The organism is Candidatus Mycobacterium methanotrophicum, from assembly GCF_023515995.1.
Taxonomy (GTDB): domain Bacteria; phylum Actinomycetota; class Actinomycetes; order Mycobacteriales; family Mycobacteriaceae; genus Mycobacterium; species Mycobacterium methanotrophicum.
In genome coordinates this window covers 4,296,042-4,308,846 of sequence record NZ_CP097320.1, presented here as the reverse complement: position 1 = coordinate 4,308,846, position 12,805 = coordinate 4,296,042, and the positions used below count along the sequence as shown (strand labels likewise).

The 12,805-nt window shown below is 65.2% G+C and carries 13 protein-coding genes and 2 pseudogenes; 9 read left to right on the top strand and 6 right to left on the bottom strand.

The features are described 5' to 3' along the window. Positions 1–435: 435 nt before the first annotated feature. The 3 genes and pseudogenes from M5I08_RS22530 to M5I08_RS22520 form a co-directional block, all read left to right on the top strand. Positions 436–537: pseudogene (locus M5I08_RS22530) on the top strand (TetR family transcriptional regulator); the annotation flags it as partial. Between the two features lie 57 nt (positions 538–594). Next, entirely contained in the window at positions 595–1,032 is a 438-nt protein-coding gene (locus tag M5I08_RS22525; protein ID WP_249763463.1) for a hypothetical protein, read from the top strand. A 638-nt stretch (positions 1,033–1,670) separates the two neighbouring features. Further along, positions 1,671–3,032 (top strand): sensor histidine kinase, encoded by a 1,362-nt coding sequence (locus tag M5I08_RS22520; RefSeq protein WP_219069345.1) that lies wholly within the window; start codon positions 1,671–1,673, stop codon positions 3,030–3,032. Between the two features lie 105 nt (positions 3,033–3,137). On the opposite strand, the gene M5I08_RS22515 is transcribed toward M5I08_RS22520, so the two are convergent. After that, on the bottom strand, positions 3,138–3,800 hold the full coding sequence (locus M5I08_RS22515) for a DedA family protein (RefSeq protein ID WP_219069369.1): 663 nt from the start codon (positions 3,798–3,800) through the stop codon (positions 3,138–3,140). Positions 3,801–3,923: 123 nt separating this feature from the next. On the opposite strand from M5I08_RS22515, the gene fbaA reads away from it, so the two are divergent. Next, positions 3,924–4,961 (top strand): class II fructose-bisphosphate aldolase, encoded by a 1,038-nt coding sequence (gene fbaA, locus M5I08_RS22510; protein WP_219069347.1) that lies wholly within the window; start codon positions 3,924–3,926, stop codon positions 4,959–4,961. 89 nt (positions 4,962–5,050) lie between these two features. On the opposite strand, the gene M5I08_RS22505 is transcribed toward fbaA, so the two are convergent. After that, positions 5,051–5,920 (bottom strand): Rv0361 family membrane protein, encoded by an 870-nt coding sequence (locus M5I08_RS22505; RefSeq protein WP_219069349.1) that lies wholly within the window; start codon positions 5,918–5,920, stop codon positions 5,051–5,053. Positions 5,921–5,962: 42 nt separating this feature from the next. Beyond that, entirely contained in the window at positions 5,963–7,246 is a 1,284-nt protein-coding gene (locus M5I08_RS22500; protein ID WP_219069351.1) for an RNA-guided endonuclease InsQ/TnpB family protein, read from the bottom strand. 171 nt (positions 7,247–7,417) lie between these two features. On the opposite strand from M5I08_RS22500, the gene M5I08_RS22495 reads away from it, so the two are divergent. Next, complete coding sequence (locus tag M5I08_RS22495; protein ID WP_219069353.1) at positions 7,418–7,834, top strand: DUF3151 domain-containing protein; 417 nt, start codon at positions 7,418–7,420, stop codon at positions 7,832–7,834. 6 nt (positions 7,835–7,840) lie between these two features. Here M5I08_RS22495 and M5I08_RS22490 read toward each other — a convergent pair. The 3 genes and pseudogenes from M5I08_RS22490 to M5I08_RS22480 all read right to left on the bottom strand — a co-directional run bounded on the left by M5I08_RS22490 (position 7,841) and on the right by M5I08_RS22480 (position 9,836). After that, positions 7,841–8,338: pseudogene (locus M5I08_RS22490) on the bottom strand (cation efflux transmembrane domain-containing protein). Between the two features lie 94 nt (positions 8,339–8,432). After that, positions 8,433–9,212 carry a site-2 protease family protein gene (locus tag M5I08_RS22485; RefSeq protein ID WP_219069371.1) on the bottom strand — a complete coding sequence of 260 codons (780 nt, stop codon included), beginning with the start codon at positions 9,210–9,212 and terminating at the stop codon, positions 8,433–8,435. Positions 9,213–9,227: 15 nt separating this feature from the next. Continuing rightward, a complete protein-coding gene (locus tag M5I08_RS22480) occupies positions 9,228–9,836 on the bottom strand; it encodes a peptidase M50 (RefSeq protein WP_219069373.1) in 609 nt (202 codons plus the stop codon). Between the two features lie 117 nt (positions 9,837–9,953). Between M5I08_RS22480 and M5I08_RS22475 the strand changes: the two genes are divergently transcribed. From M5I08_RS22475 to M5I08_RS22460, 4 genes are read left to right on the top strand one after another with little or no spacing between them, the layout of a single operon-like run. After that, complete coding sequence (locus M5I08_RS22475; RefSeq protein ID WP_219069355.1) at positions 9,954–11,252, top strand: adenylosuccinate synthase; 1,299 nt, start codon at positions 9,954–9,956, stop codon at positions 11,250–11,252. After that, entirely contained in the window at positions 11,249–11,890 is a 642-nt protein-coding gene (locus M5I08_RS22470; RefSeq protein WP_219069357.1) for a PaaI family thioesterase, read from the top strand. Before M5I08_RS22475 ends, M5I08_RS22470 begins: the two co-directional genes overlap by 4 nt. A gap of 40 nt (positions 11,891–11,930) precedes the next feature. After that, positions 11,931–12,155 carry a hypothetical protein gene (locus tag M5I08_RS22465; protein ID WP_219069359.1) on the top strand — a complete coding sequence of 75 codons (225 nt, stop codon included), beginning with the start codon at positions 11,931–11,933 and terminating at the stop codon, positions 12,153–12,155. Further along, a complete protein-coding gene (locus M5I08_RS22460) occupies positions 12,152–12,559 on the top strand; it encodes a type II toxin-antitoxin system VapC family toxin (protein WP_249762966.1) in 408 nt (135 codons plus the stop codon). The genes M5I08_RS22465 and M5I08_RS22460 overlap by 4 nt, the downstream gene beginning before the upstream one ends. The last annotated feature ends 246 nt before the right edge of the window (positions 12,560–12,805 follow it).

Here is a 12,805-nt window from a genome sequence, read left to right as displayed (position 1 = left end):
CGATGACGCGCCCACCCTCGCCGAGCAGATCGCGCGAGAGTTGCCAGGGCATGGAGCGATGCCATATCGGTCAATTCCGCAGGCGTGGAGACAGATCCGGTCTCTCTACGAGCTGCGCCTGCCCCGCGATGGTTGGTTTGTTGACATCTGTGGGGCCGACTCGATATCGGTGGTGTCGGAACAGTTAGGGCCAACCGTGTTGGCGGAGTGCGGGGTTGGCCAACTCACCCTCAGTGAGCTGACGAGTTCCTCGGAGGAGTTCAAGGGCCTGACCACTGGTATCGCTACGTGGGTCCGAGACACGGTCCATCTGTTCGACGGGCATCGTCCGCACGGGATTGTGTATCCGTCGAAGTGGGGGAGCACGCTGACGAATTTCGCAATGTGGTTGCGCCGCATGGATGATCAGACCGGCCCAGACGACATTGGAGGCCGGTGGCCGACAGTACCCGCGATCGGATCCTCGACGAGGCGCTGCGCCTGTTCGCCGAGCGTGGTTATGCCGGCACGTCGATTGCGTCGATCGAAGAAGCAGCTGGCCTGTCCCCGCACTCGGGCGCGCTATACACCCATTTCGGGTCGAAGGAACAGGTCATGGCCACCGCCGTCGAGCGCGCCATCCAGACGGCGGATGCGAGCTTCACTCTTGCGCCGATGCTGTCACTGGGCAATCTGGAGGCCGAGCTGACGCTGGTGGCCCGGGGTTCACTGGTGCTGATGACCACCTGGCGCGACCTGATCCGGGTGATGGCCAAAGACAGCGACCGGTTCCCGAATATGATGGCAGATGCCCGGGACCGGTTGTTCGCAAGGTCGCAACATTTTCTGGCCAAGTGGCTCGAGGACAAAGCACCAGATGGCGATTCATCTGAACGCGACTTCCAGGCGATCACCGCGATCTGGCTCGGTGCGATCGAAAACTATTGGATCGCAACGGCTATTTACCGCGATCCCCCGCTGGGCATCGACGAGGACCGGTTCATCGGGCAATGGGTTGCCACCTTGATGACCGCGATCGGAGCAACGAGATGACGCGAACGCACTTTGATTTGAATGACGCGGCGATCATCGCCGACCCGTACCCCCACGGGCCGCCATCACATCACGTGGCCGCAATACGGCGGTTGCCTTGACCGGCTTCAACTCCTGGTACTTGAAGGCGTAGATTCCCGCGTTCGTGTCGTCAAAGGTCACGATCAGGTCGATGTCATCCGTGCTGGGCGCGTGTCGATCACTTGCCCGGTCTGTCCCCTATATACCGGTCTGTCCCCTGTATAGAGGCGGGACCCACCACCCGCCAAACGCCGCCGCGGCTGATCCAAATCTATTTGTCTTCACTTTCCGGTACGGTACTGCTCCATGGAGGTTCGCAAACCCGCAAGAACCCCTGTGGGTAACAGCACAGATCGGCTTGGCGATACACCGATCCGCGTCAGCTGACGGCTACCAAACGTGACGCAGGGACAGATGACCCAGCCCGCCCACAAGGCTGTTGTTCTCGGGCCGGAATGGCCGGTCGCTTGGCCGCCCGTGTGTTACCGGGCTTCTACGAGATGGTCGCGATCGTCGAGCGTGACGAACCGCCCCAGATGCCTCTGCAGCGCAACGGGATTCCACAGGGGCACCACTGCGTGATTGCTAAAGATCACTCACTTGCAACGGGCCGATAGATGACGCTTACCAACCGCCTCTACCGACTGCTGCGAGTGCCGACACCGGTGGCATCGCTGCGCACCATCGTCATCGTCGCCGCGCTATCGGTAGTCGCCGTGGTCCTCTTTATCGGGGCCTGGGTGTGGGTCGGCATCACCAACAACCAATACAGCCAGCTAGATCGGCAGCTGGACTCGGTGAGCACCCTGGGCGATGTCGGCACGCTGCTAGGCAGCGCAGGACGCGGCAGCGCCGATCAGCCCCTGCCGGAGGGCATCGCACGTACCGTCCGAATGGGCGGCACGACCGTGTCGGATCCCAAAGATATCGTCTTGCCGAAGTTCGGCAACGGCTATACCACCGCCATCCTCAATGGCGTTGAATATCGGGTCCACACCTTCGCTGCGGGCCGAGCCTCCATCGCCGTCGGCGCGCCAGTCGCGGAAGCGCGCCGCGCTATCAACCAACTGCACCTGCGGGTGCTGTTGATCTGCGGCGGGTTCATCATCGGCACGTTCATCGTCGGCTGGCTGATGTGGTCAATCATGATCAACCCATTCCGCCGACTTGCCCAGCATGCCCGCGCCATCAACGCTCAATCCAACCCCGAAGAGGTTCAGGTGCACGGGGTTTGGGAGGCCGTGGAAATCGCCGAAGCGGTCGAAGGCATGCTCGCCCGCATCGGCACCGAGCAGCAACGCACTAAAGCCGCACTAGAATCGGCCCGGGACTTCGCCGCCGTCGCCTCCCACGAACTGCGCACCCCGCTCACCGCCATGCGCACCAACCTGGAAGTGCTGCACACCCTCGAATTACCTGCTGAACAGCGCAAAGAGGTCACAGAAGACACCATGCGCACCCAGAGCCGCATCGAAGCCACGCTCACGGCCCTCGAACGCCTCGCACAGGGCGAATTAAGCACCTCAGACGACCACGTACCCCTCGATATCACCGAGCTTCTCGACCGCGCCGCTCACGACGCCAAGCGGATCTACCCCGACCTGACCGTGACCCTGCTACCGTCGCCAACCGTATTGATGCTGGGCCTACCTACCGGCCTTCGATTAGTGGTCGACAACGCCATCGCCAACGCCGTCAAACACGGCCGGGCCACCCACGTTCAACTGTCAGCGGCTACCTCCCGCGCCGGCGTCGAAATCGCCGTCGACGACAACGGCACCGGTGTCCCCGAAGAGGAACGCGCCGCGATGTTCGAACGCTTCACCCGTGGAGCTAAGGCATCACATTCAGGCTCGGGCCTCGGGCTAGCGTTGGTGGCCCAACAGGCAGAACTACACGGCGGTAAAGCCGTACTGGAGGACAGCCCGCTAGGCGGCGCCCGGCTACTACTGCGACTTCCCGGGCCAGGAGGTGCCTAAGACAGTCCGAAGACCGCTCTAAAAGCCATCATTCGTCACATCTCGCCGGATTACGCGTACGCGTTGCATAGTGTCGGGCGTCGGCTCGTGAGGACTTCAAATGGGCTAGTCAGGCACCGGCAGGCGTTCCTGCTCCTGGCGACGTTCGCGGCGGCGGTTCCGGTAAACCCGCGCGGCCGAATAAAAAGCGGGAATCATCGACACGAACAAGATGGCCAGGATGATCTTTTCCAGGTTGTCGTGCACGAATTCGTTGTTGCCCAAGAAGTAGCCCATCAGCGTGGCACCCGCACCCCAGGCGACGCCGCCGACGATGTCGAATGCGAGGAACACCGGATAGCGCATGTAGGACACCCCGGCGACCACCGGAGTGAACGTGCGAATGAACGGCATGAACCGGGCCATGATGATAGCCATCGGCCCGTATTTCTCGAAGAACGCGTGCGACTCCGTCACATGGTGCTGCTTGACGAAGCGCGAGTCCTCCTTCTTGAACAAGGCCGGGCCAATCCGCCGCCCGATGAAATACCCGGTCTGATCGCCGAGCACCGCGACCACCGCCACACAGCTGGCCAACACCTCAATGCTGACCGGCGGGTGCGCGCTGGCGGCCAGCAATCCACCGGTGAACAGCAGCGACTCACCAGGCAGCAGCGGAAACAGCAAACCGGTTTCCACGAAGACGATGAGCAGGATGCCCGGCAGCACCGCGTGCCCGAACACGCCGCTGGCGCCCAACCAGTACATCGGGTCGAGCAAATTGGGCATGGCCACTGAAGTGGTCTCCAAGGCGGTGTTCACGGTGCTCTAAGATACCGGTCAAGCCCGGCCGGGCTGCTAACGACGATCAGTTGTTGCGACACTTGTCCGACACGTCAGGAAGGAAGGTCCATGCCCATCGCAACGCCAGAGGTCTACACCGAGATGCTGCAACGCGCCAAGGAGAACTCGTTTGCCTTCCCGGCCATCAACTGCACGTCCTCGGAGACCATCAACGCGGCGCTCAAAGGCTTTGCCGACGCCGGCAGCGACGGCATCATCCAGTTCTCCACCGGGGGCGCGGAGTTCGGTTCGGGGCTCGGGGTCAAAAACATGGTCGCCGGTGCGGTCGCGCTGGCCGAATTCACCCGTAGTGTCGCCGGCAAGTATCCGATCAATGTCGCCCTGCACACCGACCACTGCCCAAAGGACAAGCTGGACACCTACGTGCGGCCGCTGCTGGCGATCTCGGCCAAACGCGTCGCCGCCGGCAAGAATCCGTTGTTCCAGGCGCACATGTGGGACGGCTCTGCGGTGCCGATCGACGAGAACCTGGTGATCGCCCAGGAGCTGCTCAAGCAGGCCGCCGCCGCCAAGATTGTCCTGGAGATTGAGATCGGCGTGGTCGGCGGCGAGGAAGACGGCGTCGCCCACGAGATCAACGACAAGCTCTACACCACGCCTGATGACTTCGAGAAGACCGTCGAAGCGCTCGGCCACGGCGAGCACGGCAAGTATCTGCTGGCCGCGACGTTCGGCAACGTGCACGGCGTCTACAAGCCCGGCAACGTCAGGCTCCGCCCGGACATCCTTGCCCAGGGCCAGAAGGTAGCGTCAGCCAAGCTCGGGCTGCCCGACGGATCCAAGCCGTTCGACTTCGTGTTCCACGGCGGTTCGGGATCACTGAAGTCGGAGATCGAGGAGGCGCTGGGGTACGGCGTGGTGAAGATGAACGTTGACACCGACACCCAGTACGCGTTCACCCGCCCGATCGCCGCTCACATGTTCACCAACTACGACGGCGTGCTCAAGGTCGACGGCGAGGTGGGCAGCAAGAAGGCCTACGACCCGCGCAGCTATTTGAAGAAGGCCGAAGCGGGCATGACCGAGCGGGTCATCGAGGCCTGCAACGACCTGCACTGCGCCGGCAAGTCTGTGTCCGCCGGGTAGATGATGCAGTGGGGGTGCCCCCAGCCGCGCAGCGGCGAGGGGGACGCGTAGCGCGATGAGCAGGAGGCCGGCAATCAGCTCGGCCTGACTCAACCGGTGCTGGACTCGCAGATCTTCCACTGATTGTCGCGGTACTGCAGGTCGAAGCTGCGGGTCGAGCGGACCTGCGGGGCATAGGCCATGAACGCGGTCACGTTGGCCTCGGCGTGGTTTCCGTTGACCACCACTTGGTCGATGTCGGCGACCACCGGATACTGCTTGGCCGCCGCGACCCGACGGAAGGTGTCGTCCCATTCGCGCTGGTCGTAGCTGACGTAGTCGTCGCGCATGTTGCCGCACGTGATGCCGCGCAACGTGGACAAATCGCCGTTCTGCATCGCGACGTCGAAACTTTGGATCGTGCTGCGGACGCGGTCTTCTTGTGACGCCTTTGGCTTTGCGGGGTGGCGGGTCAGCAGCACGGTGCCCAGCACCGCGACGGCCGCCAACGCCAGGATGATCAGGATCAGCGCCAGCACCCAACCCCAGCTGCGTTGGGACGACGGCCGCAACTTGGCGCCCAGCCGAGGCGGAATCAGCTGCGGCACCGCCGTTCTCGGCGGTCCGTCGATTGGTCCGGACGGCGGATGGCGCGTATCGAAGATCTCGGTCGCGGGCTCGGTAGCGGTATGGATGATCGCCGTCTCCTTGGCGTCGAACCCCGGGGCGGTGAAGCGGCGCTCGCCCAGCACATCGCGCTGTTTGGCCGCCTCCTGCTCGCGCTCCGCCTTGGCCATCACCTCGGTGGCGGGATCCGCCCGGTAGTTCTCGACGGCATCGTCGTCGGGAGTGGCGACCTGTTCGGTTGGGTCATCCTCGGATTCCGCCGGGTCGGTCGCGGCACGTCGATCGACGGCGTCTGGATCGAACCCCGGCGCATCCGACGTGTCGTCGCGGTCAGGCCCTGAGGGATTCGGCATAAGCGCTGCTGTCCTCTTCGCTGTCGAAATACGTATTGCAGCTTAAAGCGTGTCCAACAACTCTAACGAGTGTTGGGCGCCGCCCCTCTCGGGCGTCCTCGGTTCAGGCCGCTGGTGCGGTGTGAGCGTCGGTTCCCGCTTCTTTCGGGCTGGTTTCACCGGCACACATGGGGTGCTGGTCAGCGCCGTCCCGTCGGCGGGCGTTGTTAGCCCGGCCCGTTGCTTGTGGGTCCGGGGATCGATGTGTAGACCATGGTGGGCCTGGCCCCAGCGGGTCAGATTGATCGCTGCATTGGTGTCGCGGTCGAGGGAATATCGGCAGCTGCAGGCAAGCACTCGGTCGGCCAGCGTCAGATCGCCACCGATAGAACCGCAGGCCGCGCAGAGTTTGCTCGACGGATACCACCGATCGGCAGCGACGAGTTCTCCACCGCGCCAGGCCTGTTCGTATGCCAGCAGTTGGGAGAACTCCGCCCAGCTCGCATCGGAAATAGCTCGAGCGAGGCGACGGTTAGCCAGCATCCCGGTCACGTTCAGGGTTTCGATCACGAGCCGGTCGTGGGCCTTGACCAGCGCGCTGGAAACCTGGTGGAGACAATGGCGGCGCACGTTAGCGACGTGATAGTGATGGCGCCTCAACCTGGCTGCGGCGTAACGGCGTTTACGGGATCCGCTTTGCTTGCGAGACAACGATCTCGCCAGCCGTCGTTGACGTTTCATTCCCGCGGCCAACGCCTTAGGGGCATCGGTGATGCGAGCAACTTCGTTGCCGTCAGCGTCGGCGGCGACTGCGAACGTCGACAAACCCCGATCAACGCCGACCCAGCCGCCCTCGTCTGAAGGATCGCGCGGAGTGTGCCGGTAGCTGGGGTGCAGGTCGGCGGCCTCCACATGTAACGGCACCCACCACCGCCCCGCCTGGCGGCTTAGTGCGGCGAAGAGAATCTTGGCCCTGCCCTTAGCGAGCATGCGCCGCAGTCGACGGCGGCTTCTTCGAAGACCTGCTGGCACACGTCGGCCCGCCACGGCAGTTCGGTCACCACCCCAACGCTGCCAGCGGTGTCGACGGTAAACGTCCGGCCCGCTTCCTCGGATTTCTTCCAGGCGTTGAACGATGAACGCGTTGATCAGATCAAATCCCGTCCACAACACATCGACGTTCGGATCGGTCTTGCGTTGAGTGAGTGCGCCTTTCACCATCTGCAGGCACTGATTGAACGCGAACCGGGCCGCCCCGGCATGCCGGGGCGGCACCTGCTGGTGCTCGGCCGTCGGGTCGAGGCAGAACCTGAACGTGGTGTGCCTGCTCATCTCACCCGTGAGCATCCCACCCACCTACCGACAACCGTCGACGGCATGTCGGACCGCTGATCACCGTCACGTGTCATGTGATCGAACCCGGCGCGCTGGCGGCGGTATCAATCCGACCCTCCGACACTGCGCTGGCGACTCGGCACCCGGTTGGGTGCGGCGGCATCGCACGGCACAATAACCCCCATGACGCCCATGCGTGATCTTCTCGGACCGGATCCAATCCTGCTGCCCGCCGATTCCGACGCCGAGGCCCAAATGCGGGCCAACGAGAACCCGGCCGTCGTCGCCGCCGCACACCCGTCGGCCTCGGTGGCCTGGGCGGCGCTGGCCGAGGAAGCGCTCGCCGACGACAAGGCGATCACCGCCTACGCCTACGCCCGCACCGGCTACCACCGCGGTCTGGACCAGCTGCGGCGCAACGGCTGGAAAGGATTCGGGCCGGTGCCGTACTCCCACGAGCCCAACCGCGGTTTTCTGCGGTGCGTGGCCGCGCTGGCGAGGGCGGCCGACGCCATCGGCGAAACCGACGAGCAGACCCGGTGCCTGGACGTGCTTGACGATTGCGACCCGGCGGCCCGCGCTGCCCTCGGGCTCAGCTGAGCCGGCTCAGCAACCTCCCCAGCACTCTCCGACAACCCCCGGCGGCTCCATCTGGATGGTGACGGCCCAATCGGTGCGTGGCGAGGACGGCTCGGGCCGTGCCGAGTACCCGCGCCGAGTCACCGTCACCGGCCAAATGCGCGGTCACCATGTCCTTGCCGGGCACCAGCGTCCAGACGTGCAGATCGTGGACGTCGGTCATGCCCCCGAACACCCGTGGCCAGCCCGGCCAGCGCCACGACGATCATCGGAATCCCAGGCACTTCCGGCGCATGGCCGATCCGGCCGATCGCCTCGCGGAGCATGATCGTCGCCACCCCGACCAGCGGGACGGCGTTGACCACGGCGGTAAACACCTCGGCGCGATGCCAACCGTAGGTGCGGGGCCGGGTGACGAGCTGCCGCGCCGGGCCAGCACCAGAGCCACAGGCCCACGAATGCCGCCGCCACGTCGGTCAGGACATGGCCCGCGTCGGCCAGCAGAGCCATCGAGCCGGTCACCAGCGCGGTGGTCGCAAGGCGCCTGAATCGAGATCGACGTCAGTGCATTTTTCGCGGCGATTTTTCGCGCTGACGTCGATCTCGGCGCGGTGTTGCCTCAGATCCCGGGGAACGCGCCGTGCCAGAACCGGGTCAGTTCCATGCCGGCATTCGCGAGCATCCCGGGCACGCCGGACAACTCGTAGAACCAGAAGGCCATCCCGAAAAACCACTGGTTCAGCAGTGGCGCAAACAAGATGAGCAGCAGAATCATCCAGCCGTACGGCTTGAATGGCTCCAGCGCCCGCTGGGTTTCCGGGCTCAGATGGGGTTCCAGCGCGTTGTAGCCGTCCAGGCCTGGGATCGGCAGCAGGTTCAGCAGTACCGCGGTGACCTGCAGGAAACCCAGGAAGGCCACCCCGGCCCACAGCACCGGGTGGTTCGGGTCGAAATACCACCGGGTGGACGCCAACAGCGCCACCGCCAGCAGCAGGTTGGCCGCCGGCCCGGCCAGGCTCACCAGGGTCCGCCGAGCGGGGCTCATGAACGACGTCCGCAGATAGACGGCGGCGCCGGGCAGGCCGATGCCGCCGATCGCAGTGATCAGGATGGGTAAACCCAGCGAGAGCAGCGGGTGGCTGTAGCGCCGCGGATCGAGGTCCAGATAACCCCGCACGGCGGTATCACGATCGCCGAATCGCCACGCGGTAAACGCGTGACCGAACTCGTGCAGACACAGCGACACCACCCAGCCCGCAATCACGAAGATGAACACCCCGGCATATGCCAGCGCGCCCACATCGGCGCCGTCCCACCACGCCAGCACGCCGCCGCACACCGTCACGGCGACGATGGCCAGGAAGATCGGGCTGGGTCGCACCGATTGGTGCACAGGCATGTTCACGTCACGAAGCTACCCGACCAGCAGCCAGCCCTCGGTATGCCGATAGAACGTCGACCGGCGCGCCGCCCGAGGGGCCGGGATCCCGTCGCGAACCACGACGGCGCCGGTGGTGCCCAGCTGTGCGGCCCGCCCGGTCAGCCAGCGGCGCGACCGGTCGCCTCGCACCCGTGCCCGCAGCCCGGGCAGCCCCGCGGTGGGCTCGATCCGTACTCCGGCGACGTCGCCGTCGAAGAGCACGACATCGTCGACGACGGCCTCGCCGTGCAGCAGTTGCGCGCCGTCGGGTGGCCGCCAGTGAGCTGCTCCCACGATTGCCGTCGCGGTCTCGTCGCGGATCAGCGGCACTCGCCGCGCTGAACCGCGCCGCGCCCGGCTGACACCCCGCAGGCCCGCCGGTATCCGGTAGGCCCGAGTAGCCGGTGAGCGGCGTCGCGATATGAAGCCCACCTCGACGTCGAGCATCTCAGTGCGCAATAAGCGGGTCAGTACCGCGGCCAAGTCCGCATCCGAGCCAACCACGATCAGCCGCCGGTGCCGGTGAGCCGCCGCATCGATTTCGCCGGCGTCGGCGACCTGCAATCCGCGCAAAGTCCGCGGTAGACGATGCTCGCCGAACATCAGCACCGCGATATCGGGGTCGTTCACGGCCTCCTCGCAAACCCGTCGTCTAATGTGGGTCACCGGCTGGACCACAATAAGCGGCAGATACCAGTGGGATGGGAGAAATCCAGCGCCATGCCGGCAATCGTCCTAATCGGCGCCCAATGGGGCGACGAGGGCAAGGGCAAGGCCACCGACCTCCTCGGCGGCCGCGTGCAGTGGGTCGTGCGTTACCAGGGCGGCAACAACGCCGGCCACACTGTGGTGTTGCCCACCGGCGAGAACTTCGCCTTGCACCTCATCCCGTCGGGTGTGCTCACCCCCGGCGTCACCAACGTCATCGGCAACGGTGTGGTGGTCGATCCCGGCGTCCTGCTCGACGAGCTCAAGCGCCTCGAGGACCGCGGCGTCGACACCTCGAGGTTGCTGATCTCAGCCGACGCGCATCTGCTGATGCCCTACCATGTGGCCATCGACAAGGTGACCGAGCGCTACATGGGCAGCAAGAAGATCGGCACCACCGGCCGCGGCATCGGACCCTGCTACCAGGACAAGATCGCCCGTATCGGGATCCGCGTCGCTGATGTGCTCGATCCTGAAGTGCTGGCCCACAAGGTCGAGGCAGCACTGGAACTGAAGAATCAGATCCTGGTCAAGATCTACAACCGCAAGGCACTCGAGCCGGCGCACCTGGTCGAGGTTCTGCTCGAACAAGCCCAGACTTTCCAGCACCGCATCGCCGACACCCGGCTGCTACTCAACACCGCGCTGGAGGCCGGCGACACCGTGCTGCTGGAAGGCTCGCAGGGCACCCTGCTGGACGTCGACCACGGCACGTATCCCTATGTGACGTCATCCAATCCGACCGCAGGCGGCGCGGCCGTCGGCTCCGGCATCGGGCCCACCCGGATCACCACCGTGTTGGGAATCCTCAAGGCCTACACCACCCGGGTTGGCTCTGGGCCATTCCCCACCGAATTGTCCGACGAGAACGGCGAATACCTGTCCAAAACCGGCGGTGAGTTCGGCGTCACCACCGGGCGCCGTCGCCGCTGCGGCTGGTTCGACGCCGTCATCGCCCGCTACGCGACCAGGGTCAACGGCATCACCGACTACTTCCTGACCAAGCTCGACGTGTTGTCCAGCCTGGAAACCGTCCCGGTGTGCGTCGGCTACACGGTCGATGGCAAACGCATTCACGAGATGCCAATGACCCAAAGCGATTTGGGCCGTGCCGAACCCATCTACGAAGAGCTGCCGGGATGGTGGGAAGACATCTCCACCGCTCGGACCTTCGAGGACCTGCCCGCCAAGGCACGTGACTATGTGCAGCGGCTCGAAGATCTTGCCGGAGCGCGCGTTTCGTGTATCGGTGTCGGGCCGGGCCGTGATCAGACCGTCGTTCGGCGCGACGTCCTGGCGGCTCGCCCGTGACCGATTCTTCGCCGAGCCCACAACAACTCGACCCCGACTACGAACATCACGGTGGCTTTCCGGAATACGGCGCCGCAAGCCCGGGACCGGGCTTCGGCCGATTCGTCACTGCCATGCGCGGGTTGCAGGATCTGGCGGTGTCCGCCGACCCCAGCGACGAGGTCTGGGAGGAGGCCGCCGACCGCGCCGACGCGCTATCAGCACTGCTGGCGCCGTTTCATGCGCCCGAAGGGCAGGGTCCGGCCGGCCGGTCGCCGCAATTGCCGGGAATGGGCAGCCTGCTGTTGCCGCCCTGGACGATGAGCAAGTTTGACGTCGACGGCGTCGAAATGCGAGGCCATTTCAGTCGTTTTCACGTGGGCGGCAACGGCGCCGTGCACGGCGGTGTGCTGCCGCTGCTGTTCGACCACGTCTTCGGGATGGCGGTGCATGCCGCCGGTCGGCCGATCAGCCGAACCGCGTTCCTGCACGTCGACTACCGGAAAATCACGCCAATCGACACCCCGTTGGTAGTCCGCGGACACGTCGCCGCGACCGAGGGCCGCAAGGCATTTGTTCGCGGCGAACTGCTCGATGGCGATCACCTGCTGGCCGAAGCCAATGGCCTGATGATCCGGTTGCTGCCCGGGCAGCCCTAAGCGCCGCGTGCCATGCAGACATGCATGGCACGATGCACATATGCCTAAGACGGTGCAAATCCGCGATATCGACGACGCGGTGTATGCCGCTCTGGTGCGTCGCGCCGGGGAAGAGGGGATCACGGTGCCGGAGTTGCTGCGGCGGGAGGCGGCTCGGTTGGCGGCGCGGCCGTCGGTCGCGCAGTGGCTGGCGCGCACCGGGCGGCGGCCCTCCGCGATATCGGACTGCCGAGGTGCTGGCGACGCTGGACGAGTGGCGCGGTGAGTGGCCAGATGCTGGTCGTTGACGCGTCGTGCCTTTTCGGGGTCGTCGCAGACACCCGGCGGGCGGGTGAGATCGCGGCCCGCCTGGCCAGCGATGTCGAGCAGGTAGCGCCGCACGTGATCGATGTCGAGGTGATGGGCGTTATTCGCGCCCAGCATCTGCGCGGGCGGCTGGACGGTACGGCCGCCGGACAGGCGCTAGCCGACCTGCGGGACTGGCCCGGCGAACGATTCGGGCACCGCTGGCTGCTGGAGCGAGCGTGGCACCTGCGCGACTCGGTAAGGGGATGGGATGCGTTCTATGTCGCATTAGCGGAAGCGTTCGATGCGACGCTGCTGACGCTGGACGCGCGGCTTGCACGCGCGCACGGGCCGACTTGCCGCATCGAGGTCGTCGATTATTAATCATGGCGCGCAACGTACAAGAGTTGGCTGCTAGATCGTCGTCGATTACTTCGCTCAGGAGCCGCTCGGCCGCCGCGGTGCGGTCAGAATGCCGGGCAAGGCGGCGCTCAGGGTCTCAGCTCAACAAATCCAGCTGCGCTGAAACCTGGCCACTTCCTCCCGTAGTCGCTGCCGGAGCACGTCCACGGTCACTTGCATGACGCGATATAGACGTCGGTCGTGTCGGTTGTCCAGGGCAGCGCTCGG